Here is a 26,464-nt window from a genome sequence, read left to right as displayed (position 1 = left end):
CCCGATGTTCACCGTCCTCGTCAGCCAGTCGGTCCGCAACCGCCTGCTCGTGCTCGCCATGGCCACGGTGCTGGTGCTCTACGGCGCCTTCACCGCGACCAAGCTGCCGGTCGACGTCTTTCCGGACCTCAACAAGCCGACCGTCACCATCATGACGGAGGCCGAAGGGTACGCCCCTCAGGAGGTCGAGCAGCTCGTCACCTATCCCATCGAGACCCGGATGAACGGGCTGCCCGGGGTCACCCGCGTGCGCTCGGTCTCGGGTGTCGGCCTGTCCATCACCTACGTCGAGTTCGACTGGGGCACCGACATCTACCGCAACCGCCAGCAGGTCGCCGAGCGGCTGGCCCTGGTACAGGACCAGCTGCCCCGCGGCGTGACCCCGGTGATGGGGCCGGTCTCCTCGATCATGGGGCAGATCCTGCTGGTGGCGGTCACCGGCGAGAACGCCAGCCCGATGCAGGTGCGCGAGGTCGCAGACTTCACCATCCGGCCGCGGCTCCTCACCATCCCGGGCGTGGCGCAGGTCATCCCCATCGGCGGCGAGGTGCGCCAGTTCCGGGTCAGCCCGAACCCGGCCGCCATGCGCTCGCTCGGCATCACCAACGCCCAGTTGGAGGCGGCGCTGGCGCAGTTCGGCACCAACGCCGGTGGCGGCTTCACCGACCAGCATTCTCGCGAGTACCTCATCCGGAACATCGGCCGGACCATGAGCCTCGACGACCTGCGCAACCTCGTGGTCGCGACCGTCGCCGAAACGCCGGTCCACCTGCGCCAGGTGGCCGAGGTGTCCTTCGCCGCGAAGGTGAAGCGGGGCGACGCCGGCTACATGGCCAAGCCCTCGGTCATCGTCTCGGTCGAGAAGCAGCCCGACGTCGACACGGTGCGGCTCACCCGCAGCATCGAGACGGCCCTGAAGGAGATGTCGCCGACCCTGCCGGCCAGCATCAAGGCCAACCAGGTCCTGTTCCGTCAGGCCGACTTCATCGAGACCTCGATCCGCAACGTGGAGCGCGTCCTCGTCGAGGCCGTGCTGGTGGTGGCGGTGATGCTGTTCGCCTTCCTCCTGAACGTGCGCACCACGGCAATCTCGCTGCTCGCCATCCCGGTCTCGGTGTTGACGACCGCGGTGGTGTTCCACCTGTTCGGGTTGTCCATCAACACGATGACGCTCGGCGGTCTGGCCATCGCCATCGGCGAGCTCGTCGACGACGCGGTGGTGGACGTCGAGAACATCTATCGTCGGCTCGGCGAGAACCGGAGGGCCGGCAACCCGAAGAGCGTGTTCCAGGTGGTGGTGGAGGCCTCGAACGAGGTCCGCTCCGGCATCGTCTACGCGACGCTGATCATCATCCTGGTGTTCGTGCCGCTGTTCGCCTTGTCGGGCATCGAGGGCCGGCTCTTCGCGCCGCTGGGGCAGGCCTACATCATCTCCATCCTGGCGAGCCTGCTCACCTCCATCACCCTGACGCCGGTCCTGGCATCCCTGCTGCTGCCGGGGCTGAAGAACCTGGAGGAGCACGACAGCCGCTTCCTGAAGCTGCTCAAGCGCGGCAACGCTGCCCTCCTGCGGGTCGCCTTCCGGCACCAGGGCCTGCTCGTCGGGACGGTCGCGGTCGCGGTGGTCGCGGCCGGCGTCGCCGCGTGGAACCTGCCGCGCGCGTTCCTGCCGCCGTTCAACGAGGGCTCGTTCACGGTCAACATGACCTTCAACCCGGGCATCTCGCTCGCCGAGAGCAACCGGGTCGGGCTGATCGCGGAGAGGCTGCTGCTCGACATCACGGGCGTGAAGGCGATCGGCCGCCGCACCGGCCGAGCTGAGCTCGACGAGCACGCCGAGGGCGTTCACTCCTCGGAGATCGAGGTGGCCCTGGACGAGGGCGCCAAGCGGCCGAAGGAGGCCCTCGTCGCCGACATCCGCGGGCGCCTCGCCGCCTTGCCGGTCGCGGTCAACGTCGGCCAGCCCATCTCGCACCGGCTCGACCACATGCTCTCGGGCGTGCGGGCCGAGATCGCGCTCAAGGTGTTCGGCGAGGATCTCGACGCCCTGCGCCGGGTGGCGAACTCCTTGCGCGAGCGGATGGCCTCGATTCCGGGCCTCGTCGACCTGCAGGTCGAGCGGCAGGTGCGCATCCCGCAGCTTGAGGTGCGGGTCGACTACACCCGGGCGGCCCTCTACGGCGTCCAGCCGGCCGCGGTGGTCGAGCAGATCAGCCGCCTCTCGAACGGGCGGGTGGTCTCGACGGTCGTCGATGGCGTGCGCCGCTTTGACGTGGTGCTGCGCCTCTCGGAGAACCGCCGCACAACCACGGGCCTCGGTGACCTCCTGCTGGAGACGCCCTCGGGCTGGGTGCCGGCGAAGCAGGTGGCCGACATCCGCGAGACGGACGGGCCGAACCAGATCCTGCGCGAGAACGCCCGCCGCCGCATCGTCGTCCAGGCCAACACCAACGGCGAGAGCGACATGGCGACCGTCGTGGCGGCCATCCGCGAGGCCGTGGCGAAGGAGCCGCTCCCGCCCGGCTTCTTCACCAGCCTGGAGGGCACCTTCCAGGCGCAGGAGGAGGCGAGCCGGACCATCGGGGCGCTCTCGGCCCTGTCCTTGGCCTTGGTGTTCGCCATCCTCTACAGCCGCTACCGCTCGGCCGCGCTAGCGCTCATCATCATGGGCAACGTGCCGCTCGCCCTGATCGGCTCGGTGGCGGCCCTGTGGCTGGTCGGGCAGCCGCTGTCGGTGGCGTCGATGATCGGCTTCATCACGCTGACCGGCATCGCCGCGCGCAATGGCATCCTCAAGATCAGCCACTACCTGAACCTGTCGCTGCACGAGGGGGTGCCGTTCGAGCCCGACCTCGTCGTGCGCGGCAGCCTGGAGCGGCTGACGCCCGTCCTGATGACGGCCCTCTCGGCCGGCGTCGCGCTGGTGCCGCTGCTCTACGACGCGGCGAGCCCGGGCAAGGAGATCCTGCACCCGGTCGCGGTGACCATCTTCGGCGGCCTCGTCAGCGCGACGCTGCTCGACACCTTCCTGACCCCCGTCCTGTTCCTGCGCTTCGGCCGCAGGCCGCTGGAGCGGCTGCGCGCCCTGCACGCCGAGGCGCCGGCCCACCCATCCCCGGACGGCGCGCGCCCGCGCCCGGCCGACGCCTACTGACCCGCACAACCCGGGAGAACCTCCATGATCCTTCCCAGAGTGACCCTCGTCGCCAGTCTGCTAGCCGCGACGGCCGTGTGCGCCCACGAGACCTCCGGCCAGCACGGCGGCCGGGTGACGGACGCGGGCAAGTTCCACGTCGAACTCGTCGCCAAGGGCGAGACCGTCGACGTGTTCCTGTCCGACGAGGGTCAGAAGCCGGTCGCGGCCGCGGGCTTCAAGGGTACCGCCATCCTCGTCGTCGGCGGCAAGCCGGCCCGCGTGCCCCTGCAGCCCGCCGACGGCAACCGCCTCACCGGCAAGGCCGAGGCGGCGCTCGGCGACAGCCCGAAGGGCGCCGTGCAGCTCACCGGCCCGGACGGCGCGACCGCCAGCGGCAAGTTCAACTGACCCCTCGGACCAGGAAGAACCCTTCGATGAAGACCCTGACCTCGACCCTCGCCGCCGCCGCGGCCCTGGCCCTCGGCCTCTCGGGCATCGCCGTGGCGCACGAGGCCCACGACCATGCCGGGCATGGCGGGCACGACCACGCCGCGATGGCCGCGTCGGACAAAGCGGACACGCCAGCGACCAAGGCGTTCCGGGACGTCGGCGCCGAGATGCACCGGGACATGGACATCCGCTACACGAACGACGTCGACGTCGACTTCGTGCGCGGCATGATCCCCCACCACAAGGGGGCCGTCGCCATGGCCAAGGTCGCCCTCCAGTATTCCAAGGACCCCGAGATCCGGAAGCTGGCCGAGGACATCATCAAGGCCCAGGACGTCGAGATCGCCCAGATGGAGGCCTTCCTCAGGAAGCGCGGCACCAACTGAGCGGTCGCGTCCGCGCGTAGGCGGCTCTCCCCGATACGTGATGCGTGAGAGTATTTATTTCTGAACGCATCTGTATCGGGAGAGTTGAATATTCAGGTAGTGACGGTCTGACTTAAACAATACTAGGTCAGCATTCCGGTCATGCCGCAATGCCTGCGATGGATAGACGGAGAACCTGAATGCACCAGATGTTGAGCGAGATGCAGCCCTGCATCGACGAGTGCCTGCGCTGCTATCAGACCTGCCTGGGTATGGCCTCGAACCACTGCCTCCCGGCCGGCGGCAAGCATATCGAGCCCGAGCACTTCCGGCTGACCCTGGCCTGCGCCGAGATCTGCCGGACCTCGGCGCACTTCATGCTGCTCGGGACCGCGCACCACAAGCACACCTGCGCCGAGTGCGCCGATGTCTGCGAGGACTGCGCCCGGAGCTGCGAGCAGGTCGGCGACATGCAGGACTGCGTCGAGCAGTGCCGGGCTTGCGCCGAGAGCTGCCGGAAGATGGCCGCCTGACAGACCCGGGGCGGCCGGCTGGGCCGCCCCTCACCCCCAACGAGAGGAGGCAACCATGCTGTTTCGTACCTTGATCCTCGCGGCGACCCTGGCGCTCCCGGGCGCCGGGACGGCTTTCGCGGCCGACCACGACCACGGCTCGATGCAGTCCGCCGTGAAGCTGCCGGAGGCCTGCAAGGCCGCCACCGCCGGCAAGGACGCCATGATGAAGGACATGCAGGGGCACATGTCCCAGGCCATGCAGGGCATGGGCGGCCAGACGACCGAGACCCAGAAGGGGCTCCAGCAGGCCATGATGTCGATGAACGGCCCGATGATGCAGGGGATGATGGCGGGCGACCCCGACGTCGCCTGGATCTGCGCGATGATTCCGCACCACCAGGGGGCTATCGACATGGCCCGAGCCGGGCTGAAGGGCGCCGACAACGCCGAGAGCAAGCGCCTCGCCGAAAAGACCATCGAGGAGCAGGAGAAGAGCATCAAGGAGCTCGTCGCCTGGCTCGACAAGAACGCCAAGACAGCGGGCAACCACTAGGTCGCCCGCTGGCGTGACCGGCTCGGCGCACGTTGCGTCGGCGCCGGCGCTGAACGCTGCCAACGGATGGCAGCTCAACCAACCAAGGAACACGGTGATGACAATTAAGGCTCTCACGGCTGCGGCGGCGCTGCTGGCTGTGCTGGCGATGCCGGCCCTGGCCAACGACGAAGGCAGTGCCAACGCCGAGCAGCAGACCCAGCCGACGCCCAGCCGGGGCAACACGGCCGGCGGCCCGTCCCACGGCGCCGATCATGCTAGGAACGCGCCCGCCGGCACCGCGCCGACGCATACCGATACGCCCCACGGCCACGGGGATGGCAGCAAGCACTAATCCTACGGTGCCTGTGGCAGGGCGGCGGGTGATCTCGCCCGCTACCCTGCTCCCCCTGGCGCGCGTGGCCCCCACGGCCGACCGAAGGACCCACCAGCGGTTCAACCACCCCCGGTGTTGCAAGTTGGCCTTCCCATCATGGGAAGGTGCAGACTGGTTCGCAGTTTAAACTCAACACGGAGGTTCAACGCAACAGGGAGGAGCGGCAATGACCAAGCACCCTCATAAGCCCGCCCCCAACACCGCGGGGCACAGCTGCTGCGGCGGCCACAGCAAGGCCGTGGCGGCCGCCCCAGCCCACACAGTCAAGGACCCGGTCTGCGGGATTACCGTCGATCCGCACACCGCCAAGCACCGCGCCGAGCACAACGGTCACCCGTACTATTTCTGCTCGAACGGCTGCCGCACCAAGTTCGAGGCCGACCCAGCCCGCTACCTCGACCCGGCCAGTGCGGCGGCGAAGCCCAAGCCCGTGCCGGAGGGCACGATCTACACCTGTCCGATGCACCCCGAGGTGCGCCAGGTCGGCCCGGGCGCCTGCCCAATCTGCGGCATGGTGCTGGAGCCGGCGATAATCGGCGCCGACACCGGCCCCAGTGACGAGTTGGTCGACATGACCCGCCGGTTCTGGGTCGGGCTCGTCCTGAACCCTGCCGGTGCTCGTGCTGGAGATGGGCGGCCACCTTTTCGGTCTGACGGAGCGCCTCGGCCAGCAGACCTCCAACTGGATACAGTTCGCGCTGGCGACCCCAGTCGTGCTCCGCTACGGCCGGCTCGCGACGATGGATGCGCACCGCCACGCCAAGGAGCGAGGCGAGAAGCCGCCGAACATGACCGGTACACCGTTCCCCGTGATGGTGGGCAAGGGCGTGCTTCACTGCGGCAGCGGCTGCATGCTCGGCAACGTCGCCGCCGAGTGGCTCGCCTTCCTGGTGCCGGCTGTGGCGGTGTGGTTCGGCTGGCGGTCGCTCTTCGAGGAGAAGATGTACGCGGTCTGGGTGCTGGACTTCGTCTTCGCCTACGCGCTCGGGATCGGGTTCAAGTATTATGCTATCGTGCAGATGTGGGGTCTCTCGCCGGGTAAGGGCCTCGTCGCCGCCCTCAAGGCCGACGCCCTGTCACTCATCGCCTGGCAGGTCGGGATGTACGGCCTCATGGCCCTGGTGCAGTTTGGACGCCACCCGCGACTAGGCAGCCAGCGCGCCGGTGAATTCGGTCGAGTTCTGTTTCGCCATGCAGGTCGCCATGGTCACGGGTTTCCTGACCAGCTACCCGGTGAACTGTTGGCTTATCGAATTCGGCATCAAGGAGCGGATGTAGGCCGGCCATGATCCGAAGCAGAACGCTTCGTCCGGCACAGGGCAGCGAAGAACAGAGTCGCGCCGTTATTGCTGCGCGGGCGAGACGTTTAGCAACATGCGCCCGTTTTTCAATGGCCGAACGCGATCTCCGGCCACAGACGCAACCGCGTGGGTCAGCTTGGCAGGAAGCTGCGACACGTCCGGATCAGGTGACGGCAACCGCAGTTTGCGCGAGCCTTTCCCTACCCTCACGAAATCATCCCGTCCCGCAACGCGAGGGCCACCGCGTGGGTCAGGGAACGGGCGCCGAGCCGGCGCCTTGCCTCCTCGTGATGATGCTGAACGGTCCGCGGGGTGAGATCGATCGAGCGCGCCGCCTGTTTGGCGGATTGACCTTCGGCGGCGGCGAGCAGGCAGGCCCGCTGCCGGGGCGTCAGCGCAGGTTTTTGGTGCTCGGGCATGAACCGCGCGACGCGTGCTGCGAGTTCATTGTGAAGATGGAGGCCGCACACCTGCACATAGGTTTTGAGTTCCTCCGCACGTCGTAGCAGAGCGGGGGAGACTTCGTCGGTCGAAAGCGTGAACAGGGCCATCCTTCCCTTCGGGCCACGCAACGGCACTGTCAGGCCCGAGACGATCCCGAAGCTCGCTGCGTCATCGAACAGGCGGACAGCGGCCGCATCCGACGGTCTCGCACCGTCCAGCGCGCCCCAGAAGAAGGGTATCGTCTGCCGTCGGGAGGCAGCCACGACAGGATCGACCTGATCATAGCCGCTGCTGAGGTAGTGCTCGCTCCAGATAGCTGGATAGGTGCTGATCACGTCCGGCCTGCCGGCGTCGACGCTCAGGTAGGTGAACCAACGAAAGCCGAGGGCCTCACCCAAGCGGCTGGCGGCCCCGGCGAAGGCGACCTCGTCAGAAGCCGTGTGCACGGCATCCATGAACTCCTGAACCACATGAGTAGCGGTCATTGATCCTCCTCAGCCTTGCTGGGCCGCTCGGTATCCTTCCCGCGCGGCCACTTGGAGTGTGGGAGCAGGCGCTCGTTGCAACCCGAAGCAGACGGTCAATCAACCCGGCTGACCGGCTCAGCCGGCACTCGGTGACTTGCTGCGGCTGATGCGCAACACCTGTGGTTTTCACCAGGTATCGGAACCTGGCGGTCGTCTGGTTTGCTCGCGGCATCGATCACCGCCAGCGAGAAAACTCATGCAGTTGAGCACCTTGACCCTGACCCGCGGCGACTTCGGCCGGCATTTGGACCTCGTCGCCGGCATGCACCGGTTGCGCCGCCAGGTCTTCAAGGATCGGCTCGAGTGGGATGTGATCGTGTCGGGCGACATGGAGATCGACGGCTACGACGCCGAGGACGCGACTTACCTGCTCGTCATTGCGGACGGACGTGAAGTTGTCGGGCATGTCCGACTACTATCGACGCTCGGCCCGAACATGCTCGCCGACACCTTCCCCTTCCTGGTGGACGACGGCGAGGCGCCCTGCAGCTCGGAAATCATCGAGAGTTCCCGCTTCTGCGTCGACACGAGCCGGGTCACGGATGCGATGAGAAGCGGAACGTGTCGCGCCACCAGGCTCCTGTTCGCCGCCATCCTCGATTGGTGCCTGACTCACGGGCAACACACGCTCGCCACCGTCACCGACATCCGTATGGAGCGGATCCTGCGCCGGTCCGGTTGGCCTTTGCAACGTCTCGGTGCGCCTCGCAGGATCGGTTCGACCGACGCGGTCGCCGGGCTGCTCCCGATCACGCAGGAGCATTTCAGCGCGTTTCGCGAAGCGGCATGTGAGCCGGTTCGTCCCACCGCGTTCGGTGGGTCGTTGAAGCTGGCGGCGTGAGATCGCGGCCATGCTGGACGCGATCGCTCTCGCCGCCCTAATTGGGCAATGCGCGCCCGGTCAGGCCGCAGCACCGCTCGTCGCGATCGTGCGCGAGGCGAGCGGGTTCGAGCCGCTGGTCCTCTCAACGCTGCAGAGTGGGCGCCCCCTCTCGGTTCAGGCGATGTCGAAGGATGAGGCCGTCGCGCTCGCCATCGAAATGCGGGTGGCGGGTCAGCGTAACCGCCTCGGGCTTGCCGGCATCGACAGCCGTGCTCTCGAGAAACTCGGCGTGCCGATCGGCGACGTCTTCGAGCCCTGCACGAACCTTCGCGTTGCAGCGCGCCTCATGAAAGAGGACCCGAGTGCGCTCCAGCCTCTGGGTAGGAAGAGCGATCCCCCCTCCCCGCACCTCACAGCGTCATCTCCGCCTACAGCGCGGCCGACCGCGTCGGGGTCCGTCCCATCGGATCCGGAGCCGATGCAGGTCCCGCCTCCGGTCGCCAGGGCCTGGGACGTCTACGGGCAGGCTAAGGTCAGCGCCGCGCTCGTCTACCCGGCATCCGAGTAGCGACGGCAACGCTCCGTTTTCCCGGGCCCGTATGCCCGTCCCTCCCGACGAGGACTCCCATGTCGCACGCCTATCGCCACGCCGCTTGCCTCGGGCTCACCGCGGCCCTGCTCTGCCTGGCCTGGGCCGAGCCCGCATCCGCGCAGTCGCTCGGCGGCGTCGAGAAGGTCCTGCAGAACATCGTCGACACGCTGACCGGCAACGTCGCCAAGCTGCTCGCAACGCTCGCCGTCATCGTCACTGGGATGGCCTGGATGTTTGGCTACCTCGACCTCCGCAAAGCCGGATACGTCATCTTCGGCGTCGCGATCCTGTTCGGCGCGTCCGAGATCGTCTCCACCATCACCGGCAAATAGACCGCCGCCGGCTGCGCTGAGGCAGCGCTGCGATCGAAGCCCCTAACCTCCCTAAATCCGGATCCCGGCATGTCCGACGAACGCCTCGTCGAGGACACCCTGTTCCTCGCCTGCACCCGACCCGCGATGCTGCTCGGCGTCACCATGGAGGCCATGGGCGTGAACATGATCGTCTCCTCGATCCTGTTCATCCTCGCGGGCTCGCTCCTCTACGGCCTCGTGGCGCTGCCGATCCATCTCGCCTGCCGGGTCGTGTGCCGGCACGACCCCAACCAGTTCCGCATCCTGTTCGCCTGGTTCGAGACCCGTGGCCGCCACCGCAATACCGGCCTGTGGGGTGGCGCCTCCTGCACCCCCCTTCCGCTCGTTCGCCGCTACCGACTGGAGGAGCTCGCCCATGGTTAGCCTCGCCACGCAGCGCCTGAAGCTGCGCGAGGTCGGCCCGGCCGCCCACCTCCCCTACTTGCGCCACGCGACCGAGCATGTCGTGACGCTGGCCACACGCGCCCTCATCACCTGCTTGCGGATCGAGGGCGTCTCGTTCGAGACGGCCGACCCGGCGGAGCTCAACGACCTCCATGCCAAGCTCAACCTGGCGCTGCGCAACGTCGCCGACGAGCGCCTCGCGCTCTGGACCCACGTCGTTCGCCGGCGCTCGCAGGACTATCCGACCGGGCGATTTCGCTCAGACTTCGCCCGCGACCTTGATGCCTCCTACCGCGAGCGCCTGACCAAGCAGGATCTCTACCGCAACGAGTTGACGCTGACCCTCGTCTGGCATCCGGGCCGGGATCGGGCCGAGCGCGCGGTCGGGCTACTGGCTAGGCTTGGCCGCGCACGGACCGCCAACGACGAACTCGACAGTGGGGCGCTGAAGAGGCTCGAGGATGCAACGCGCGACCTCGCGGCGGCTCTTGCTCCTTATGGACCGCGCCGGCTTGGGCTCTACGATCGCGGCGGAGTCGTCTTCTCCCAGGTCAGCGAGTTCCTGCACGAGCTCGTCTCCGGCGAACCCCTCCCCGTCCCGCTCGTTCACGGCCCGATCGGTCCGGCGCTCTACACCAACCGCCTGATCTTCGGCCGCGAGGCGGTGGAGATCCGCGGCGCCGGCCGGTCGCACTTCGCCGGGATGTTCGGCCTCAAGGAATACCCGGCGACGACGAAGCCCGGGCTCCTCGACGGCCTGCTCGCGGCTCCGATGGAGCTCGTCGTCACCCACGCCTTCGCCTTCCTCTCGAAGCACGAGGCGAAGGCGGTGATGACGCGCAAGCAGAACCAGCTGCTCTCGTCGAACGATCCGGCCGCCAGTCAGATCGTGGATCTCGACACCGCCCTCGACGACCTCGAATCCGGGCGCTTCGTCATGGGCGACCACCATGTCTCGGTGCTGGTCCGCGCGGACAGCCCGGCGGCTCTGCTTGAGACGATGGCGCGCGGGCGGCGCATCCTCGCCGATGCCGGTGCCGTCGTCGCGCGCGAGGACCTCGGACTTGAGGCGGCATACTGGGCGCAGTGCCCGGGTCTGTTCCGCTACCGGGCGCGGGCGGGCGCCATCACCTCGCGCAACTTCGCCGCCCTGTCGCCCTTTCACACCTATCCGACGGGACAGGCGAACGGGAACCATTGGGGTGCGGCGGTCGCCTGTCTGAAGACGGTGTCGGGTGCGCCCTACCACTTCTCCTTCCACGTCGGCGATCTTGGCAACACCTTCGTCTGCGGACCATCGGGATCGGGCAAGACGGTGTTCATCGCCTTTGCCCTCGCGCAGGCCGAGAAGCTCGGCTGCCAGTTGGTGCTGTTCGACAAGGACCGGGGCGCCGAGATCGCGATCCGGGCACTCGGCGGCACGTATCTCGCCCTCCGCAGCGGACACCCGACCGGCTGCGCGCCCCTGAAGCATCTCGACCTGACGCCGGAGAACCTCGCCTTCCTCGGCCGGCTCGTCCGGCAGCTCGCCTCGGCCGAGGAACGCCCGCTCTCCACGGTGGACGAAGGCCGGATCGACGCGGGGCTCCTGGCGTTGCGCGACCTGCCGCGGGAGGAGCGCTCCTTCTCGGCCTTGCGCGTCTTTCTCGGCCAGCGCGATCCCGACGGCATCGGTGCTCGCCTCGAGCGCTGGTGCCGGGGTGGCCCGCTCGGCTGGGTGCTCGATAACGACGCCGACGCGATCAGCTTGGACGCGCCAGCGCTCGGCTTCGACATGACGGAGGTGCTCGACGATCCGCAGATTCGCACGCCGCTGATGATGGTGCTGTTCCACCGAGTCGAGGAACTCATCGACGGGCGTCGCATCCTGATCGCCATCGACGAGTTCTGGAAGGCGCTCGGCGACGAGGCCTTCAGGGCGCTGGCCAATGACGGCCTGAAGACCATCCGCAAGAAGAACGGCGCGATGCTGTTCGGCACGCAGTCGCCACGCGACGCCCTGGCAAGCCCGATCGCCCACACCATCGTGGAGCAATGCCCGACCCAGGTGTTCTTCCCGAACCCTCGGGGCCAGGCGGCGGATTACATCGACGGCTTTCATCTCAGCCGGCGCGAGTACCGCCTCGTCAAGGAAGAGCTCTCGAACGAGAGCCGGCGCTTCCTGGTCAAGCAGGGGCGGCACGCCGTCGTCGCCGAGCTCGATCTCACCGGGATGAAGGATCACCTCGCCGTGCTGTCAGGCCGCACCGCGACGGTCGAGCTTCTGGACCGCCTTCGCTCCAAGCTCGGCGATGACCCGGCGGCCTGGCTTCCCACCTTCCACGCAGAACGGAGCGCCCTGCCATGAGACGTCTCGCGCGACTGGCGGCGTCGCTGACCGTGATCCTCCTCACCAGTCCGGCTCCGGCCTTCGACATCGTCTACGATCCGACCGCGGTCGCCAAGCTCGTCGACCAGGTCCAGCAGATGGAGAAGCAGCTTACCGCTCTGAACGATCAGCTTACCCAAGCCAAACGCCTCTACGACAGCTTTAATAAGCTGACCAACGCAGGCGACGTCGCGGGGCTGTTGAACTCCACACAGTTCCGGAAATACCTGCCCGCCGAGTTTTCGCAGATCGAGAGCCTCGTAAACGGCTCAGGAAGCGGGTCCTTCGCGTCCTCGCTCGACAGCTACCTGACCCAGAACCGGGTCTACACCGCCAATCCCGGCAACGCCTTCTACGCGGCCGAGCTCGACCGCATCGCGCGCCAGACCGGGACGAGCCACTCGATCGGGCAGGCCGTCTACGACACAGCGGCCAAGCGCGTCGACGGGCTCGACAAGCTGCGTCAGCAGATCGGGCAGGCGCGCGACGTCAAGGACGTCCTCGATCTCTCCGCCCGCGTCCAGGTCGAGTCGACGCTGCTCCAGAACGATGTTTTGCGCATGCAGGGCCTTGCCATGGTCCAGCGGGCGCAGGGCGAGATGAACGGCCAGCGCGAGCGCGAGCGCGGGCGCCAGCTCGTCGACGAGATGAAGGCGGCGGTCCGATGATGATCCGCCCTGCTCTCGCCTTCGGCGTCGTTGTCGTCCTCGGCGCCTGCAATGACTCCGGGCCGCCTGCTCAGCCTCGGGCCAGCGATGCGAGCCACCAGCCGAAGAACCGCACTGTGCTGCAGTTCCTCGAGGATCCTGCCGCGCTCGACGAGGCCTGGGCGCGCTGTCGCAACGATCCGGGCGGGATCGGTGACACGCCCGATTGCCGGAACGCCGGCCACGCCAAGGAGCGGATCATGATGCTCGGTCGTGAGCGCGCCATCCAGAGCCTCAAGAGCTGAACGGGAGACGCGCGTGGCGATCCAAATCTTCGACGAGTTCCTGCGCGAGTTCGAGCAGCCGCTCACGCGGTTCGTCTCGGATTCGGTGACGAATCTGACCTCAGCGGTCAGCGGGCCACTCCGTGTCGGGCTGATGCTCTATATCGTCCTCTACGGCATCGCGATCATTCGCGGCGGTGTGCGCGAGCCCGTCATGGACTTCGCCTGGCGCTCGGTCCGGCTCGTGGCCATCGTCATGCTCGCCACCAACGCCGGCACCTTCCAGCAACACGTCACCGACTTGTTCAACGACACCCTGCCGCGCGAGATCGGCAACGCGATCGCGGGCTCCGGCCTTAGCATGAAGTCCGGCCAGCCCTTCGATCAGCTCCTGAACAAGGGCATCGAGGTTGCCACGAAGATCTACGAGCAGGCGGGCCTGACCAACATCGCCCCGGCGCTGGTCGCGGCCATCCTGATGGTGTTCACCGCGGCCGCCGGCTTCCTGCAATTCGCGATCATGCTCTACGCCAAGGTCGGCATGGCCCTGGTGATCGCGCTCGGACCGATCTTCGTCGCGCTCGCCCTGTTCGAGGCGACCCGCCCCTTCGCCGAGGCCTGGACGCGCCAGCTCGCCAACTTCGTCGTCCTGCAGATCCTCGTGATCGCGCTCGTCGGACTGATGCTGACGACGGTCGTGCAGTTCGTCGACAAGTACGGCGCCAACGCCGCGACTGGCGGCCAACTCATCGTCGGGGCCGTTGCGATCAGCGCCATCCTGGGGCTCGCCGCCTACGTCGCCCTTCAGCTGCCTGAGATCGCCGGCGCGCTCGCCGGCGGTGGGGCGTCGCTCGCTGGCCGCGCGATGAGCCGGAGCCTGACCGCGGCCGCGCTGACGGGAGGCACGGCCGCCGCGGCAGGCGCCTATGCGGGCTCGCGCGCGGCGGCAAGGCAATCGGCGGCCGCGATCCGCACCGCGCGGTCCGGCGGCAGCATCGAACGAAGCCGAGCCGGGTAGCGAGCGATCTCGGCACCGACCGAAAACCAGGAGCCCGCCGCAGAGCCGGGCCCGGCATACAGGGGACAGAGTCATGCATCGGATCATGATGGCAAGCTTGGTCGCAGCGGCGACCGGGCTTGGGGGATGCGCGAGCGTCATGGGGCCGGCGCCGGCGCCGAGCTGCGACGGAGGTGCGCGCCGCCCGCTGAACCGCTCGATGTGGGACTGGGAAGGAACGAGGCCGGGTGCGCCCGTCGCGAACCTGACTGCGCCCGCCTCGGGTCAGGAACCGGCGTCGCCACCGGCCGTTCCGGGCAAGCCGATCATGCGCAAAGGTGACGCTGACACGCGCGAGCGCGTCGGTGTGGCTCGCGGGCGGGTGCTGCCGAATCTCGACATCGCCGCTTCCCTGCTGCCCTGCGCCGGCGATGTCGGTCATGGTTGAGGCGGGCGATCTCAAGACCTACTTTGCGCGCGCCCGGCTCTGGGAACAGGATCAGCTCACCGCCGCCTACCGCTCGAAACGCCTCGCCTGGGGCGTTGCCGCCGGCGCCTGCCTGCTCTCGATCGTCTCCGTCGGCGCGGTCGCGGCGCTCAGTCCCCTGAAGAGCGTCGAGCCTTTCGTGGTGCGCGTCGACAACGCCACCGGCATCGTCGACGTCGTCTCGGGACTGAATGCCGGCCCGGCCTCCTACGACGAGGCGGTGATGAAGTACTTCCTCGGCCAGTACGTCCGGATGCGTGAGGGCTACAGCTTCGTCGAGGCACCGGTGAACTTCCGCACCGTCTCGTTGCTGTCGAGCGGGCCGGAACAGGTCCGGTTCGCGACGCTCTACAAGGGCTCGAACCCGGAGAGCCCGCAGGTCGCCTTCGGCCGGTCCGGCATCGCCGAGATCCGCATCAAGGCGATCTCGCTGCTTGGACCCCACCTCGCTTCGGTGCGCTACCTGCGCGAGAGCCGGCGCGGCGACGAGACCAAGGTCTCGCACTGGATCGCCACCCTCGCCTTCGGCTTCGAGCCGCGGGCGAAGATGTCGACGAGCGACCGGCTCGTGAATCCGCTCGGATTCCTCGTCTCCGAGTATCGCTCCGACCCGGAGGTGGCGCCATGAACCGCTTGGCCCTCACCCCGGCGACGCTGCTCATGGGTGCCGTGCTGGCCTCGCTCGGTCCTCTACCGGCCCTGGCCCTGCAGCATCCTCAAGCCGGGAGCCGCGATGCGCGCGTGCGAAACGTCGTCTACGATCCGTCCAACGTCGTGAAGGTCAACGGCGTCATCCGCGCCTCGACGCAGGTCCTGTTCGCCGAGGGCGAGGAGATCGCGCACGTGGCAATCGGCGACTCCGTCTCCTGGGAGATCGCACCGGCCGGCAACATCCTGTTCCTCAAGCCCCGCGAGCGGCATCCCGCCACCAACCTGCAGGTGGTGACCACGCGCCGCGACGGGCGCAAGCGCTCCTACCAGTTCGAGCTCACGATCAATGAGGGCTCGCTGGCCGAGAGCTACTTCGTCGTCCGGTTCTCCTATCCGGAGGATGAGGCAGAGATTCGCCGTGCCGAGGCCTCGCTCCGCCGTTCGGCGGCGGAGGCCGGAGCGGTCGACCAGACCTTCGCACTCTCGGATGCCGCCGGTCCGCGCAACTGGCGCTACTCGGCACAGGGGGCCGCCGCGCTGGAGCCGGACGGCGTCTACGACGACGGCCGGGAGACCTACCTGCGTTTCGAGGGCAACCGCGAGGTGCCGGCCGTCTACCTCGTGGCGAGCGACGGCACCGAGAGCCTGGTGCCCAAGGACGTGCGCGGCGAGCTCGTCGTCGTCCACGCGATCGGTCGTGAGCTGCGCCTGCGCCAGGGCTCGCAGGTGACCTGCCTGTTCAACGAGGCCTTCGACCCGGTCGGGATCAACTACGGCACGCGCACCACGAGCCCGGCCGTCACGCGGTTAGCCCGACGGCCGAGCCGACGCCAGGGAGCAGCACGATGACCGATCCGCACGACGCGCAGTCCCTCAACGGGTCGGACCGGGCGATCACACCGGTCGCCGGCGCGGCGACCGCCCGGCCGGGGAGCGCGCGCAAGGTCGCCGGCACCGTGGCGCTCGTCGCGCTGTGCGGCGGCCTGCTCTGGGCGAGCTGGAAGCGGGCGCCGTCCGAACCAGAGACCCGGACGAACCCGACAATCTCGGTCGCCAGCAGCTTCGAACGCCTGCGCGAGCCGCCGAGCGAACCCGCGCAGACGGCAGCGCTGCCGGTGAGCCAGCCACCGCCTGCATCCCCTCAACGGGTTGAGCGCTCGCCCGCCGACGATCTCCTGGAGAGTAGCCGGCGCGCGCCGGTGCTGGTCTACAACCGGCCGCCGCAGGCGAGATCGGGATCGGCATCACCGGGCTATCCGAACGACCCAGCGAGCCCCCTTTCCTACGGGCTGGGCTACGGCGCGCCCGAACCGCGCAACGAGCTGTCCGACAAACTGAAGCCAACCCCGATCGAGGGCGTCCAGGCAGCGCGTCTTCCGAATCGCAACCTCCTCGTCGCGCAGGGCACCGCGATCCCGTGCGTGCTCGAGACCGCGATGTCGTCGGACGTGGCGGGCTTCGTGTCGTGCGTGATCAACCGCGACGTCATGAGCGACAACGGCAACGTCGTCCTCATGGAGAAGGGCACTCAGGTGGTCGGTGAGTACCGCGGCACCATCCGACGCGGCTCGTCGCGCATGTTCGTGCTTTGGAGCAGGGCGAAGACTCCGACCGGCGTCATCGTGAACCTCGCTTCACCGGCGACCGACGCGCTCGGCCGCGCGGGTTTCGACGGCGAGATCGACGGGCACTTCATGGAGCGCTTCGGCGGCGCGCTCCTCCTGTCCATCGTCGGTGATGCCGGCCAGTTCGCGGGCCAGCAATTCTCGGACGGCGGGCTGCAGATCAACTCTGTCCAGCGCGGCGGTCAATCGGCCGCCGCGATCGCCACCGAGAACTCGATCAACATCCCGCCGACGCTCAACAAGAACCAGGGTGAGCTTGTCTCGATCTTCGTCGCTCGCGATCTCGATTTCTCCTCGGTCTACGCGCTGCGGGTGACGGGACGTCGAACGGACCTTCTGGACCGGGCCGCCGGTTTGCCCCCCCGCCGGCCGGTGTTCAAGCCATGACGGCCGCACTGGGCGACCTGTCGCTGCCCCCTCCCCTATCGGCAGAGTGCGTCGATCCGGAGCGACGGCCTGAGGCGCTGTCGCCGCAGCGGCGGGTGCTGGAGCGCTACCTCGATCCGCTACGGCCCTACCTCGTCGATGAGTGCCTGACCGAAATCGTCGTGAACCAGCCCGGCACTGTGTTTACCGAAGGGCCAAATGGTTGGACCCGGCACGACGCCCCTGCCCTCACCGGTCAGCACTTGCAGAATCTCGCGTTGGCTGCCGCGGCCTACACGCGCCAGGACATCACACCCGACCATCCGATCGTTTCGACCGTGCTGCCCGGGGGCGAGCGCTGCCAGATCGTCGTGCCACCTGCGGTCCCGGCGGGGTCCGTCAGCCTCACGATCCGCAAGGCCGCTCGCATCGCGATGACGCTCGACGAACTCGAGCGGCGTGATCTGTTCGGTGAGGTCCAGCCCGCGACCGGCGCCCTCTCGATCGAAGAGGAGGAGCTCCTGCTTCTCTGGGACGGCGGCGCCTGGCGCGCCTTCCTCGAGCTCGCGGTCCGGACCCGGCGCAACATCATCATCTCGGGCGCGACGGGCTCGGGTAAGACCACGCTCGCCAAGGGTCTGGTGGCTTGCATCCCGGCCCATGAGCGCATCCTCACGATCGAGGACACCGCCGAACTCACCGTCCCGCACGCCAACCACGTGCGGCTGCTCTACTCGAAGGACGGCCTCGGCATCGCACGGATCGGTCCCCGGGAGTTGCTCGAATCGTCACTACGCATGCGGCCCGACCGCATCCTGCTCCAGGAGCTGCGCGACGGCACGGCCTTCTACTACCTGCGCAACGTGAATTCCGGCCATCCCGGCTCGATCACCACGGTCCACGCCGATTCCGCGCGCCTCGCCTTCGAGCAGCTCACCCTTCTGGTGAAGGAGAGCGCCGAGGGCCGCGATCTCGCCCGCGACGATATCCGCGAGCTGCTGACGCTGACCGTCGACGTCGTCGTCCAGATGAGCCGTGTGGAGGGGCGCTACCGCATCTCGGAGATCTACTATGAGCCTGACGCCAAACGTCGATTGGCGACTTAAGCTCGCCTTCGGCATAGCCGCCCTCATCATCGCGGTCGTGCTCTACCTGTTCATTGCCTCGAACGTGATGCTCCTGGGGCTACGCCGGCACGATGGCGGTCTGCACCTGTTGTCGGTCGTCGAGTACGGCTGGTTCTATGGTCATGACCCGAAGGTGGCGCGCTGGGTTCGCTTGAGCCTCATCGGAACCGGGCTCCTGTTCCTGTTCGGGATCGGCGCCATCCTGCGTGCGCGGCCACGTCCGCTGCACGGGCGCGCCCGCTTTGCGACCGAGCGCGAGATCCGACGAGCCGGTTTGCGCGCCGAGACCGGGATCCTGCTCGGCCGCAAGGGCGGACATCCCCTGACCTTTCCGGGCTCCGAGCACGTCGTCGTCTACGCCCCGACCCGGTCGGGTAAAGGGGTCGCGGTCGTGATCCCGAACCTGCTGAACTGGCCGGGTTCCGTCGTGGTGCTCGACATCAAGAAGGAGAACTTCCTGCGCACCGCCGGCTTCCGGGCCGCGCACGGGCAGGAGGTGTTCATCCTCGATCCGCTCGATGCCGAGGGACGCACGGCCCGGTACAACCCGCTGAGCTACGTGCGGCGCAACCCGATCGATCTCTACGACGACCTCCAGCGGGTCGCCGCCATGCTCTATCCCGCCAGCGCGCAGGAAGACCCATTTTGGGCCAAGTCGGCGCGGGCGGCTTTCGTCGGCATCGGCGGCTACATCGCCGAGACGGAGGGATTGCCGTTCACCGTCGGCGAGATTCTGCGCCAACTGACCGCGGAAGCCGACCCGAAGAAGCACTTCACGGACATCATCATGAGGCGAAAGGACGGCGACGCGCCACTCTCCGCTTCGTGCGTGACGGCGCTCAACGACTTTCTCGCGACCTCCGACAACACCTTCTCGTCGATCCGGAAGAGTGTCACCGCCTCGCTCGAGATCTGGCTCAATCCCCGCATCGATCTCGCGACCGCCGAGAGCGACTTCGATCTGCGACAGCTCGGCAAGCGGCCGATGTCGATCTACCTCGCCGTGACGCCGGACAATCTGGCGCGGCTGGCGCCTCTGCTCAACCTGTTCTTCCAGCAGGTGATCGATCTGCACACGCGCGAGCTTCCGAAGTCGACCGCCCATGAGCGCGATCCCGCCCGGCAGGTTCTGCTCCTTCTCGACGAGTTTCCGGCGCTTGGAAACGTCGCGGTGCTGGCCAACGCCGTCCCCTTCCTCGCCGGCTACGGCATCCGTCTGCTCACCATCCTCCAGAGCCCCTCGCAATTGCGCGCGATCTACGGCCCCGACGTGACCAAGACGCTGATGACGAACCACGCCGTCGAGATCGTCTTCCGACCGAAGGAGCAGGACGTCGCCGAGGAGCTCTCTCGCCGGTTCGGGATCGACACCGTCGAGGGTCGAACGCGCAGCCGCCCGTGGGGTTTGCATGGCGGGCGACAGGGCCGGAGCGAGACGCTGTCAGACCAGGCGCGGCCGCTGATGCTTCCGCAGGAACTCAAGCTTGCCGACGAGGGCACGGCGTTCATCCTGATGGGCGGCCTCGCCCCGATTCGGGCCGAGAAGGTCATCTACCATGCCGACCCGGCCTTCACCGCGCGCCTCCTGGCGCCGCCGGACGTGAAGCCCTTCGTTTCCGGCGTAGCACCAGAAATGATCCATCTGCATCGACAGGTGCGCCGCCTCTCGGCGACCGTGGCCGAGCTCTCGGCCACGATCCGGGTGCGGCCGGTCACGGATGCGGAGATCCTCGATCCCGACCAGATACCGGTTGAGGCTCTGACGATCGATTTTACCGAGGTCGCGATCGAGCGCGACCACCTGTCCGATGCGGATCTCGAGGCCTTCGCCCGCGGGCTGATCGACGGCGCACTCGACAGGCCCGCGGCGGCGTGAACGGAAGGATCCTGATCGCATGACGGACGAGGCTGTCGAGTTCACGATGGAACGCGGCGCGAGGAGCGAGGGCACCTCGGCTCAGCACCCGAAGAAGCGATCAGCCCAGGGCAGCCCTGAACGCGAGCAGGAGGATCGGAACGGATTTCCCGATCGGGTTCGGCGCAAATACTACGTCGTCGCGACGAAAGCAGGACCTGACGGGGAGCCGGACCACGCTCGGGTCTACACAGACCGGCAGGGCGAGTACCTAGCCTTCAAGGATTCGGGTGATCGTCTGTCCACCAGGAACGGATCGCCGGGCGTCGTTCGTGACATGGTTGCGGTCGCGGAGCACCGCGGCTGGGAAACGGTCAGCGTGCGCGGGTCGGTGGAGTTTCGTCGGGAGGCGTGGCTGGAAGCCACAGCGCGAGGACTGACCCTCCGCGGCTACGAGCCGGCGGAACTCGACCACGAAACTTTGCGAAAACGTCTTGCTGATCGGGTCCACCACAGAAGCGACTCAGTCCGCCCTGCCCCCGATCGCGATTTCTCGTCGACGACCGAGGCTGGCGTGCCGTCACCGCGGACGAATCTCGACGTCGGAGTGGAGGGCCGTCTCGTCGAACTCGGCCGAGCTCGCTATCCCGGTCGCGAGCGTGCTGAGCCATCCGCCTACGTCGACCTCGCGCTGAGCGATGGCGGCTCCCGGCGGATCAGGGGAGCGGCGCTGCCGAAAGCGCTGGAGGCGGCGAAGGTTGGGATCGGAGACGGCGTTCGGATTCACCGCGATGGCTTGGAGCGGGCGGGGAAGGATGCCGGGACCGTCGTGGGCCATACCGATACGATCTCCGTCGAACGGCGAGATCTGGCTCGCAATCGTTGGGCGGTCACGGCGGAGCAGTTCCGATCACTCGACCGGCATGAGGCCGTCCGCGATCCCGCGCTGGCCGCAGCGCATTCGAACGTCGCGGTTCTGGAGCGCGCTTTGAAGGCGCAGTTCCCGCAGGATGAGGGGGCGCGGAAGATCATCCTGAACGCGGCCCGCCAGCGCATCGCGGAACATCTGGAACAGGGGCGGACCTTCCGCCGAGCCGAGATCCGAGCCTCTGAGCGGACGGCAGTAAGAGATGCCGTCGAGCCCGCATCGCGCGTCAATCATCGGCGAGAGGAGCGCCTTCACACCCGCGAGCGAGGCCGCGACCGCTAAAACTTGCTAAGAGATTATTTCTTTAGCGCTCGGTTAATCACTGCCTCGACGGTTGGAAGGGATTCGTGAATGGCGTCAAATGTCGGCGCTGTCCCTAAGCTCATGGTGGTCGCGTTGTCGTAGTCCCGCCGCAACGGGTCGATCATTTCGGCCGATGAAAGGTACGCAACCGAACCTGGTCGGGCAGAAACGAAAGCATAGTCCGGACGATCGAAGAACATGCGCGCGTGCTTGACACAGCCGAGACAAAGTGACTGATCCGCCATGGCTGCGCGGCCCGCCTCCGAGCGGCTCGAACAATGCAGGTCGCAGTGAGAGATTGCGACCAGCGACATCATTGGTAATGTACGGTCGTATGAGCGCGAATCGGTGGGGGTCGAGCGCGGTTTGGGAACCGATTCGATGCAGACGACCGGGCCGGCATAGGCGTCGTCCGCCGGCTCCGCTTCCGGATACCACAATAGCAGGGTCTGACCGTCGGGGTCGGCCGCGTCCACCTCGACCCGTGCAACGCCATCCGTCGCCTCGGCAAGCGGCGTGCGCAGCGCCTCCCGCAAGAGGCCTACGATATAGGCCCGGCATGCGTCACGGGTCGCGTCGAGCTTGGCTCTGCGCTTCTTGTTCGAGAGGGCTTCGAGTTCCTCGACCGAGGCTGCTTCATCGAGATCGTCGCGAAAGGCCATCCCGGCCGGCGCGGTCCGTGACAGGACGAACGGTGGGGCGATGCGGCTGCCGCAGGCGGCCGAGTGAGAGCGAACGGGAGAGGACGATGAGGAGCGATGCGATGCCATCCCGGCGTGCCGTGCTCGTGGGCTTGGCGGCGGGGCTGGCGCTCGGACCGGGCGCCTTGGCGGAGGGGCTGCCGACAGTATCGGTGACCAAGGATCCGAGTTGCGGTTGCTGCGAGAGGTGGGTCACCCATCTGCGCGAGGCCGGCTTCAGCGTCACCGTGACCGAGGGCCCAGTGAACCCGCTCAAGATCCGCCTCGGGGTGCCTCGCGAGCTTGCCTCCTGCCACACCGCCCAGGTCGGCGGCTACGTGATCGAGGGGCACGTCCCGGCCGGGGCGATCAAGCGCCTCCTCGCGGAGAGGCCCGAGGGAACGGGTCTGGCCGTGCCGGGCATGCCGGTCGGTTCGCCCGGCATGGAGGTAGAGGACACGCAGCCCGATACTTACGACGTCGTCCTGTTCGGGAAGGACGGACGGTCGACGTTCGCGCGGTACCGCGGCGGGGAGCCGGCCTAAGGCCGCCGCGGGTTCAGCGTTCGGGCATCGCCGCCGGTGCAGCCGCCATCGCTCCCGATTTGGGCGCGGGTTTCGGACGCTGATCCCAGATCACGTAGCCCGCCGGCGGGTCGTACTCGTGCGGGCGCATGACGGAGGCCTGGCCTTCCGCGGTGACGAGCCCCGGGAACAGAGCCCTCTCGATATGCTCCCGGTTGAGCGCGATCTTGTGCGGGGTGTGCGACAGGATGTGCTGCGAGTGCGTCCGCCCCGGGGGGCTGACGCTGACAAGCCTCTTGCCGGGAAAGCGCTTGGCTAACAGCTTGGCTGTCGCTGCCTGGTCCGTATCGGCCGTCAGGAGATATGCAGTATCCATGACGTCCTGTGCAGCGTCGTCATAGACGCTGAGCGCGAGATTGATGTCCGTCGCCTTCTCGGTCGGCTTCTGCCAAATGGAGCCACAGTCCCGACACTTGGCATCTTCATGGCTGAAGTGGCCGAGGATGGTCTCGACGCCGACCAGCTTGAGGGCCCGGACCAGGCGCTCGTGGCGGATTTTCTTGCTGTGATCGCCCGGGTAATAGGCCGTGCAAAACACGACGCGGACGAGCTCCTCCGACTGGCGCGGGATGATCGACTCCCCCAGCTTCCAGAAGTTGCACCACTTCAGGAACGGCTCTCCTAAGTCGTTGACGGAATGATATAAATTGAAGCCGTCGATGTAGAGTGCCGCCCGTTTCCTGGATTTTCCCGCTTGACTATCCAGCCCCATGCACTCATATCCGATCCGTCAACGCTGAACGGTGCGCCGTCAGCAACCCATGGGCTCCGGCCCGTGTGAAGCCCACAGGTTCCAACCTGTGGGCTTCTTGGTTTTCGAGGCTGTTCTATTCTGAGTTCGCCTCGCGTGGTACTGTCTTTTTGCCTCTCGTGAGCAGGCCGCACTGGCCCTTCCGACTTTGCCCTCCGGCATGGTCCCCCCGGGCCTTGGAAGGTCGCGGTGGCAGACCCGCGAGGCTCGTCGGGCGGAACGGAGCGGTTCGCGTGGAACGCCATTCCTGGGGCCAGAGGAACGCGGGTCGTCGCCGTCGTGTCAGGCCACATATCCGGGCGGCCGCGCGGCGAGCCTTCGTCGCGATTACGGTCGCAGTCCTCGCCGTCGCGTGCTGCGGGTTCGTGGCCAAGGGGCTGTTTGAGAGCCGGGTGCTGATGACGCCCTACGTCGCTCTCTGATCCCCGCACCTAGGTCGCTCACGCGGGTTCACCCAACGGCGACAGGGCCTCGATGATGCGGCAGTCGGCGACAGACCCACAGCCGCATTGGCCGATGACCTCGCGGAGTTCCGAGGCGAGCCGGGTCAGGTCGGCCAGCTTGCGCTCCACGTCGGCGAGATGAGCGCGGGCGATGGTGTCGACCTCGCCGCAGGAGCGATCCCGGTCGTCCGCCAGGGCGAGCAGGTCCCGGATCTGCTCCACGGTGAAGCCCAAGGCGCGACCGCGGCGGATGAAGCTCAGCCGGCGCAGGTGCTCGGGCCCGTAGAGCCGGTAGTTCCCGCTCGACCGCGCCGGCGGGGGCAGCAACCCGACCTTCTCGTACCACCGGACCGTCTCAACACGGGTCTGCGTGGCCTCCGCGAGGCTGCCGATGGTCATGGAAGTGGTGGTGCGCACGGCCTTGACCCTGTAGCGACTACAGGGTGCATGTAGGGGGCCTTCCCAGTCCGGACCAGGAGCCCGGCGAACGGAGCGCACCATGAACCAGGCCGCCGACGCGGACCGCACATCCTTCCCCACGAGCGGCCCGCAGGCCCTGCGCTACAGGGTCAAGGGCATGGACTGCCCGACCTGCGCCGGGAAGATCGAGACCGCCGTCTCCCGGCTGCCGGGCGTCGCGGACGTGCGCGTGAACTACGGCAGCCAAGTCCTCGACCTCGCGCTCGACGAGGCCGCGACGCCGAGGACCGAATTGGAGGGGCGCATCGAGCGCCTGGGCTACGGCGTCGCGCCGCTCCCCACGGCCGCGGACCTTGCCGTGGCGCAAGCCTCGGGCGGCGCCCCGCCCGCCGAGACCGTGGAGGAGCCCGAGCCGTCGCTCTGGCGGAGCCGAAAGGCGCTGCTGGGCCTCCTGATCGGCGCCCTGTTCGCCGCCGGCTTCCTAGTCGAGCGGATCGCGCCGGGCCTGGCGGGCGAGTACGCCTACTGGCCGGGGGCGCTCGTCGGCCTCGCCTATTACGGTCGCCGCGCGGCCGTGGCGGCGTTCGCCGGCACGCCCTTCTCCATCGAGATGCTGATGTCGGTCGCGACCGCGGGGGCGCTCGCCATCCACGCCGCCGAGGAAGCGGCCATCGTCGTGCTGCTGTTCACGGTCGGCGAGATGCTAGAGGTCGTGGCGGCGGGCCGGGCGCGGGCCGGCATAAAGGCGCTCGCCGCCCTGGTGCCGAAGACCGCCCGCCTGGTCGACAAGGCCGATGGCACCATCCGCGAGGTGGCAGCCGCGTCGCTGGCCATCGGTCAGGTCGTGGTCGTGCGGCCGGGCGACCGCGTGCCCGCCGACGGGGTGATCACCGACGGCGCGTCGAGCCTCGACGAGTCCCCTATCACCGGCGAGTCGGTCCCGAAGCCCAAGGAGGTCGGCGACCCTGTCTACGCCGGTAGCGTGAACGCCGACGGCGCGCTCCAGGTCCGGGTCACCAAGACGGCGGCCGACAACACGGTCGCCCGCATCCTGCACCTCGTCGAGGAGGCGCAGGCGTCGAAGTCGCCTACGGCGCGCTTCATCGACCGGTTCAGCGCGGTCTACACGCCCATCGCGTTCGCGTTCGCGGCCGCGGTCGCGGTCGTGCCGCCGCTGCTCGGCGCCGACTGGGGCACCTGGATCTACCGAGGCCTGGCGCTCCTCCTCATCGCCTGCCCCTGCGCGCTGGTGCTCTCGACCCCGGCGGCCATCGCCTCGGGACTGGCCGCCGGGGCGCGGCGCGGGCTGCTCGTGAAGGGCGGCGCCGCGCTGGAGGTCATCGGGCGGGTTCGCACGGTCGCGTTCGACAAGACCGGGACGCTGACCGCGGGACGGCCGCGGGTCTCGGACATCCTGGTCTTCGTCCGGGACGCGTCGGAGCGCTCGCTTCTCGGGCTGGCCGCCGCGGTCGAGAGCGGAAGCAGCCACCCCATCGCCCGGGCCATCCTCGACCGGGCGAGCGCGGACGGGGTGCCGCTGCGCCCGACGCGGGACGCCCGCGCCATCCCTGGCAAGGCGGTGTCGGCCACGGTGATGGGTCAGACGGTGCTCGTCGCCTCCCCGCGCCACGCCGCCGAGAGCGCGCGGCTCGGTCCCGAGGCCGAGCGCGCGGTCGCAGACCTGGAAGCTGGCGGCAAGACGGTGGTCATCGTCGTCCGCGGCGCCGAGGCCTTGGGTGCCGTCGCTGTCCGGGACGAACCCCGCGCGGACGCGGCGGCCGGCATCTCGGCCCTGCGGAAGCTGGGCGTGCGCAGCGTGATGCTGACCGGCGACAACCGGCGCACGGGCGAGGCGGTCGCATCCGAGCTCGGGCTCGACGTGAAGGCCGAGCTCCTTCCCCAGGACAAGCTCGCCGAGATCGCGGCCCTGAAGGCGGCGGCTCCGGTGGCGATGGTCGGCGACGGCATCAACGACGCGCCGGCGCTCGCCGCCGCCAGCGTCGGCATCGCGATGGGCGGCGGCACCGACGCGGCCCTGGAAACGGCGGACGCGGCGGTGCTGAACGACCGGGTGGGCGACGTGGCCGCGCTGGTCTCCCTCTCTCGGG

28 protein-coding genes and 1 pseudogene are annotated in these 26,464 nt (G+C 68.1%); 25 read left to right on the top strand and 4 right to left on the bottom strand.

Annotation, left to right across the window (positions count from 1 at the left end):
* Positions 1-4 precede the first annotated feature (4 nt).
* From HNR00_RS16165 to HNR00_RS26140, 8 genes and pseudogenes are all read left to right on the top strand, one after another.
* Positions 5-3,154: an efflux RND transporter permease subunit gene (locus tag HNR00_RS16165; RefSeq protein WP_183571141.1), complete on the top strand. Its 3,150-nt coding sequence runs from the start codon at positions 5-7 to the stop codon at positions 3,152-3,154.
* Positions 3,155-3,178: 24 nt separating this feature from the next.
* On the top strand, positions 3,179-3,544 hold the full coding sequence (locus HNR00_RS16160) for a hypothetical protein (protein ID WP_183571139.1): 366 nt from the start codon (positions 3,179-3,181) through the stop codon (positions 3,542-3,544).
* A 26-nt stretch (positions 3,545-3,570) separates the two neighbouring features.
* On the top strand, positions 3,571-3,972 hold the full coding sequence (gene copM / locus HNR00_RS16155) for a CopM family metallochaperone (protein ID WP_183571137.1): 402 nt from the start codon (positions 3,571-3,573) through the stop codon (positions 3,970-3,972).
* A gap of 179 nt (positions 3,973-4,151) precedes the next feature.
* Positions 4,152-4,484 (top strand): four-helix bundle copper-binding protein, encoded by a 333-nt coding sequence (locus HNR00_RS16150; protein ID WP_183571135.1) that lies wholly within the window; start codon positions 4,152-4,154, stop codon positions 4,482-4,484.
* Positions 4,485-4,539: 55 nt separating this feature from the next.
* A complete protein-coding gene (locus HNR00_RS16145; RefSeq protein WP_183571133.1) occupies positions 4,540-5,019 on the top strand; it encodes a DUF305 domain-containing protein in 480 nt (159 codons plus the stop codon).
* Positions 5,020-5,116: 97 nt separating this feature from the next.
* Positions 5,117-5,353: a hypothetical protein gene (locus HNR00_RS16140; RefSeq protein WP_183571131.1), complete on the top strand. Its 237-nt coding sequence runs from the start codon at positions 5,117-5,119 to the stop codon at positions 5,351-5,353.
* A gap of 208 nt (positions 5,354-5,561) precedes the next feature.
* Positions 5,562-6,123: pseudogene (locus tag HNR00_RS25580) on the top strand (YHS domain-containing protein); the annotation flags it as partial.
* A 12-nt stretch (positions 6,124-6,135) separates the two neighbouring features.
* Positions 6,136-6,684 (top strand): DUF4396 domain-containing protein, encoded by a 549-nt coding sequence (locus tag HNR00_RS26140; protein ID WP_312886072.1) that lies wholly within the window; start codon positions 6,136-6,138, stop codon positions 6,682-6,684.
* A gap of 218 nt (positions 6,685-6,902) precedes the next feature.
* On the opposite strand, the gene HNR00_RS16130 is transcribed toward HNR00_RS26140, so the two are convergent.
* Positions 6,903-7,625, bottom strand: a complete 723-nt coding sequence (locus tag HNR00_RS16130; protein WP_183571129.1) for a helix-turn-helix transcriptional regulator — start codon at positions 7,623-7,625, stop codon at positions 6,903-6,905.
* Between the two features lie 238 nt (positions 7,626-7,863).
* On the opposite strand from HNR00_RS16130, the gene HNR00_RS16125 reads away from it, so the two are divergent.
* The 15 genes from HNR00_RS16125 to HNR00_RS16055 all read left to right on the top strand — a co-directional run bounded on the left by HNR00_RS16125 (position 7,864) and on the right by HNR00_RS16055 (position 21,457).
* On the top strand, positions 7,864-8,508 hold the full coding sequence (locus HNR00_RS16125; protein WP_183571127.1) for an acyl-homoserine-lactone synthase: 645 nt from the start codon (positions 7,864-7,866) through the stop codon (positions 8,506-8,508).
* A gap of 10 nt (positions 8,509-8,518) precedes the next feature.
* Positions 8,519-9,058: a lysozyme family protein gene (locus tag HNR00_RS16120; RefSeq protein WP_183571125.1), complete on the top strand. Its 540-nt coding sequence runs from the start codon at positions 8,519-8,521 to the stop codon at positions 9,056-9,058.
* 59 nt (positions 9,059-9,117) lie between these two features.
* Positions 9,118-9,414, top strand: coding sequence for a TrbC/VirB2 family protein (locus HNR00_RS16115; protein ID WP_183571123.1), 297 nt, complete (start codon positions 9,118-9,120; stop codon positions 9,412-9,414).
* 69 nt (positions 9,415-9,483) lie between these two features.
* Complete coding sequence (locus tag HNR00_RS16110; protein ID WP_183571121.1) at positions 9,484-9,819, top strand: VirB3 family type IV secretion system protein; 336 nt, start codon at positions 9,484-9,486, stop codon at positions 9,817-9,819.
* Positions 9,812-12,187, top strand: coding sequence for a VirB4 family type IV secretion/conjugal transfer ATPase (locus HNR00_RS16105; RefSeq protein ID WP_183571119.1), 2,376 nt, complete (start codon positions 9,812-9,814; stop codon positions 12,185-12,187). The genes HNR00_RS16110 and HNR00_RS16105 overlap by 8 nt, the downstream gene beginning before the upstream one ends.
* On the top strand, positions 12,184-12,876 hold the full coding sequence (gene virB5 / locus HNR00_RS16100) for a P-type DNA transfer protein VirB5 (RefSeq protein WP_183571117.1): 693 nt from the start codon (positions 12,184-12,186) through the stop codon (positions 12,874-12,876). Before HNR00_RS16105 ends, virB5 begins: the two co-directional genes overlap by 4 nt.
* Entirely contained in the window at positions 12,873-13,160 is a 288-nt protein-coding gene (locus HNR00_RS16095) for an EexN family lipoprotein (RefSeq protein ID WP_183571115.1), read from the top strand. The genes virB5 and HNR00_RS16095 overlap by 4 nt, the downstream gene beginning before the upstream one ends.
* Before the next feature lie 13 nt (positions 13,161-13,173).
* Complete coding sequence (locus tag HNR00_RS16090; protein WP_183571113.1) at positions 13,174-14,157, top strand: TrbL/VirB6 family protein; 984 nt, start codon at positions 13,174-13,176, stop codon at positions 14,155-14,157.
* A gap of 73 nt (positions 14,158-14,230) precedes the next feature.
* Entirely contained in the window at positions 14,231-14,584 is a 354-nt protein-coding gene (locus HNR00_RS16085) for a hypothetical protein (RefSeq protein WP_246390716.1), read from the top strand.
* Positions 14,577-15,251, top strand: a complete 675-nt coding sequence (locus tag HNR00_RS16080) for a VirB8 family type IV secretion system protein (protein ID WP_183571111.1) — start codon at positions 14,577-14,579, stop codon at positions 15,249-15,251. The genes HNR00_RS16085 and HNR00_RS16080 overlap by 8 nt, the downstream gene beginning before the upstream one ends.
* Positions 15,248-16,123, top strand: coding sequence for a P-type conjugative transfer protein VirB9 (gene virB9, locus HNR00_RS16075; RefSeq protein ID WP_183571109.1), 876 nt, complete (start codon positions 15,248-15,250; stop codon positions 16,121-16,123). Before HNR00_RS16080 ends, virB9 begins: the two co-directional genes overlap by 4 nt.
* Positions 16,120-17,286, top strand: coding sequence for a type IV secretion system protein VirB10 (gene virB10 / locus HNR00_RS16070; RefSeq protein WP_183571107.1), 1,167 nt, complete (start codon positions 16,120-16,122; stop codon positions 17,284-17,286). The genes virB9 and virB10 overlap by 4 nt, the downstream gene beginning before the upstream one ends.
* 77 nt (positions 17,287-17,363) lie before the next feature.
* Positions 17,364-18,371, top strand: coding sequence for a P-type DNA transfer ATPase VirB11 (virB11, locus tag HNR00_RS16065; RefSeq protein ID WP_246390732.1), 1,008 nt, complete (start codon positions 17,364-17,366; stop codon positions 18,369-18,371).
* Complete coding sequence (locus HNR00_RS16060; RefSeq protein WP_183571103.1) at positions 18,337-20,268, top strand: type IV secretory system conjugative DNA transfer family protein; 1,932 nt, start codon at positions 18,337-18,339, stop codon at positions 20,266-20,268. The genes virB11 and HNR00_RS16060 overlap by 35 nt, the downstream gene beginning before the upstream one ends.
* A 19-nt stretch (positions 20,269-20,287) precedes the next feature.
* Complete coding sequence (locus HNR00_RS16055; protein ID WP_183571101.1) at positions 20,288-21,457, top strand: LPD7 domain-containing protein; 1,170 nt, start codon at positions 20,288-20,290, stop codon at positions 21,455-21,457.
* Positions 21,458-21,471: 14 nt separating this feature from the next.
* Here HNR00_RS16055 and HNR00_RS16050 read toward each other — a convergent pair whose 3' ends face one another.
* Positions 21,472-22,140 (bottom strand): hypothetical protein, encoded by a 669-nt coding sequence (locus HNR00_RS16050; protein ID WP_183571099.1) that lies wholly within the window; start codon positions 22,138-22,140, stop codon positions 21,472-21,474.
* Positions 22,141-22,226: 86 nt separating this feature from the next.
* On the opposite strand from HNR00_RS16050, the gene HNR00_RS16045 reads away from it, so the two are divergent.
* Entirely contained in the window at positions 22,227-22,703 is a 477-nt protein-coding gene (locus HNR00_RS16045) for a DUF411 domain-containing protein (RefSeq protein ID WP_183571097.1), read from the top strand.
* Positions 22,704-22,716: 13 nt separating this feature from the next.
* Here HNR00_RS16045 and HNR00_RS16040 read toward each other — a convergent pair whose 3' ends face one another.
* Both HNR00_RS16040 and HNR00_RS16035 read right to left on the bottom strand, forming a co-directional pair.
* Positions 22,717-23,454 carry an NYN domain-containing protein gene (locus tag HNR00_RS16040; protein WP_183571095.1) on the bottom strand — a complete coding sequence of 246 codons (738 nt, stop codon included), beginning with the start codon at positions 23,452-23,454 and terminating at the stop codon, positions 22,717-22,719.
* A gap of 479 nt (positions 23,455-23,933) precedes the next feature.
* Positions 23,934-24,335, bottom strand: a complete 402-nt coding sequence (locus tag HNR00_RS16035) for a MerR family transcriptional regulator (protein WP_007557643.1) — start codon at positions 24,333-24,335, stop codon at positions 23,934-23,936.
* Between the two features lie 100 nt (positions 24,336-24,435).
* Here HNR00_RS16035 and HNR00_RS16030 point away from each other — a divergent pair.
* Positions 24,436-26,464, top strand: a 2,029-nt coding sequence (locus tag HNR00_RS16030; RefSeq protein WP_183571093.1) for a heavy metal translocating P-type ATPase, incomplete at its 3' end; no start/stop codon positions are given.

Source organism: Methylorubrum rhodinum, assembly GCF_014199935.1.
Classification (GTDB): Bacteria; Pseudomonadota; Alphaproteobacteria; order Rhizobiales; family Beijerinckiaceae; genus Methylobacterium; species Methylobacterium rhodinum.
This window is presented reverse-complemented; position numbering and strand designations above follow the sequence as displayed.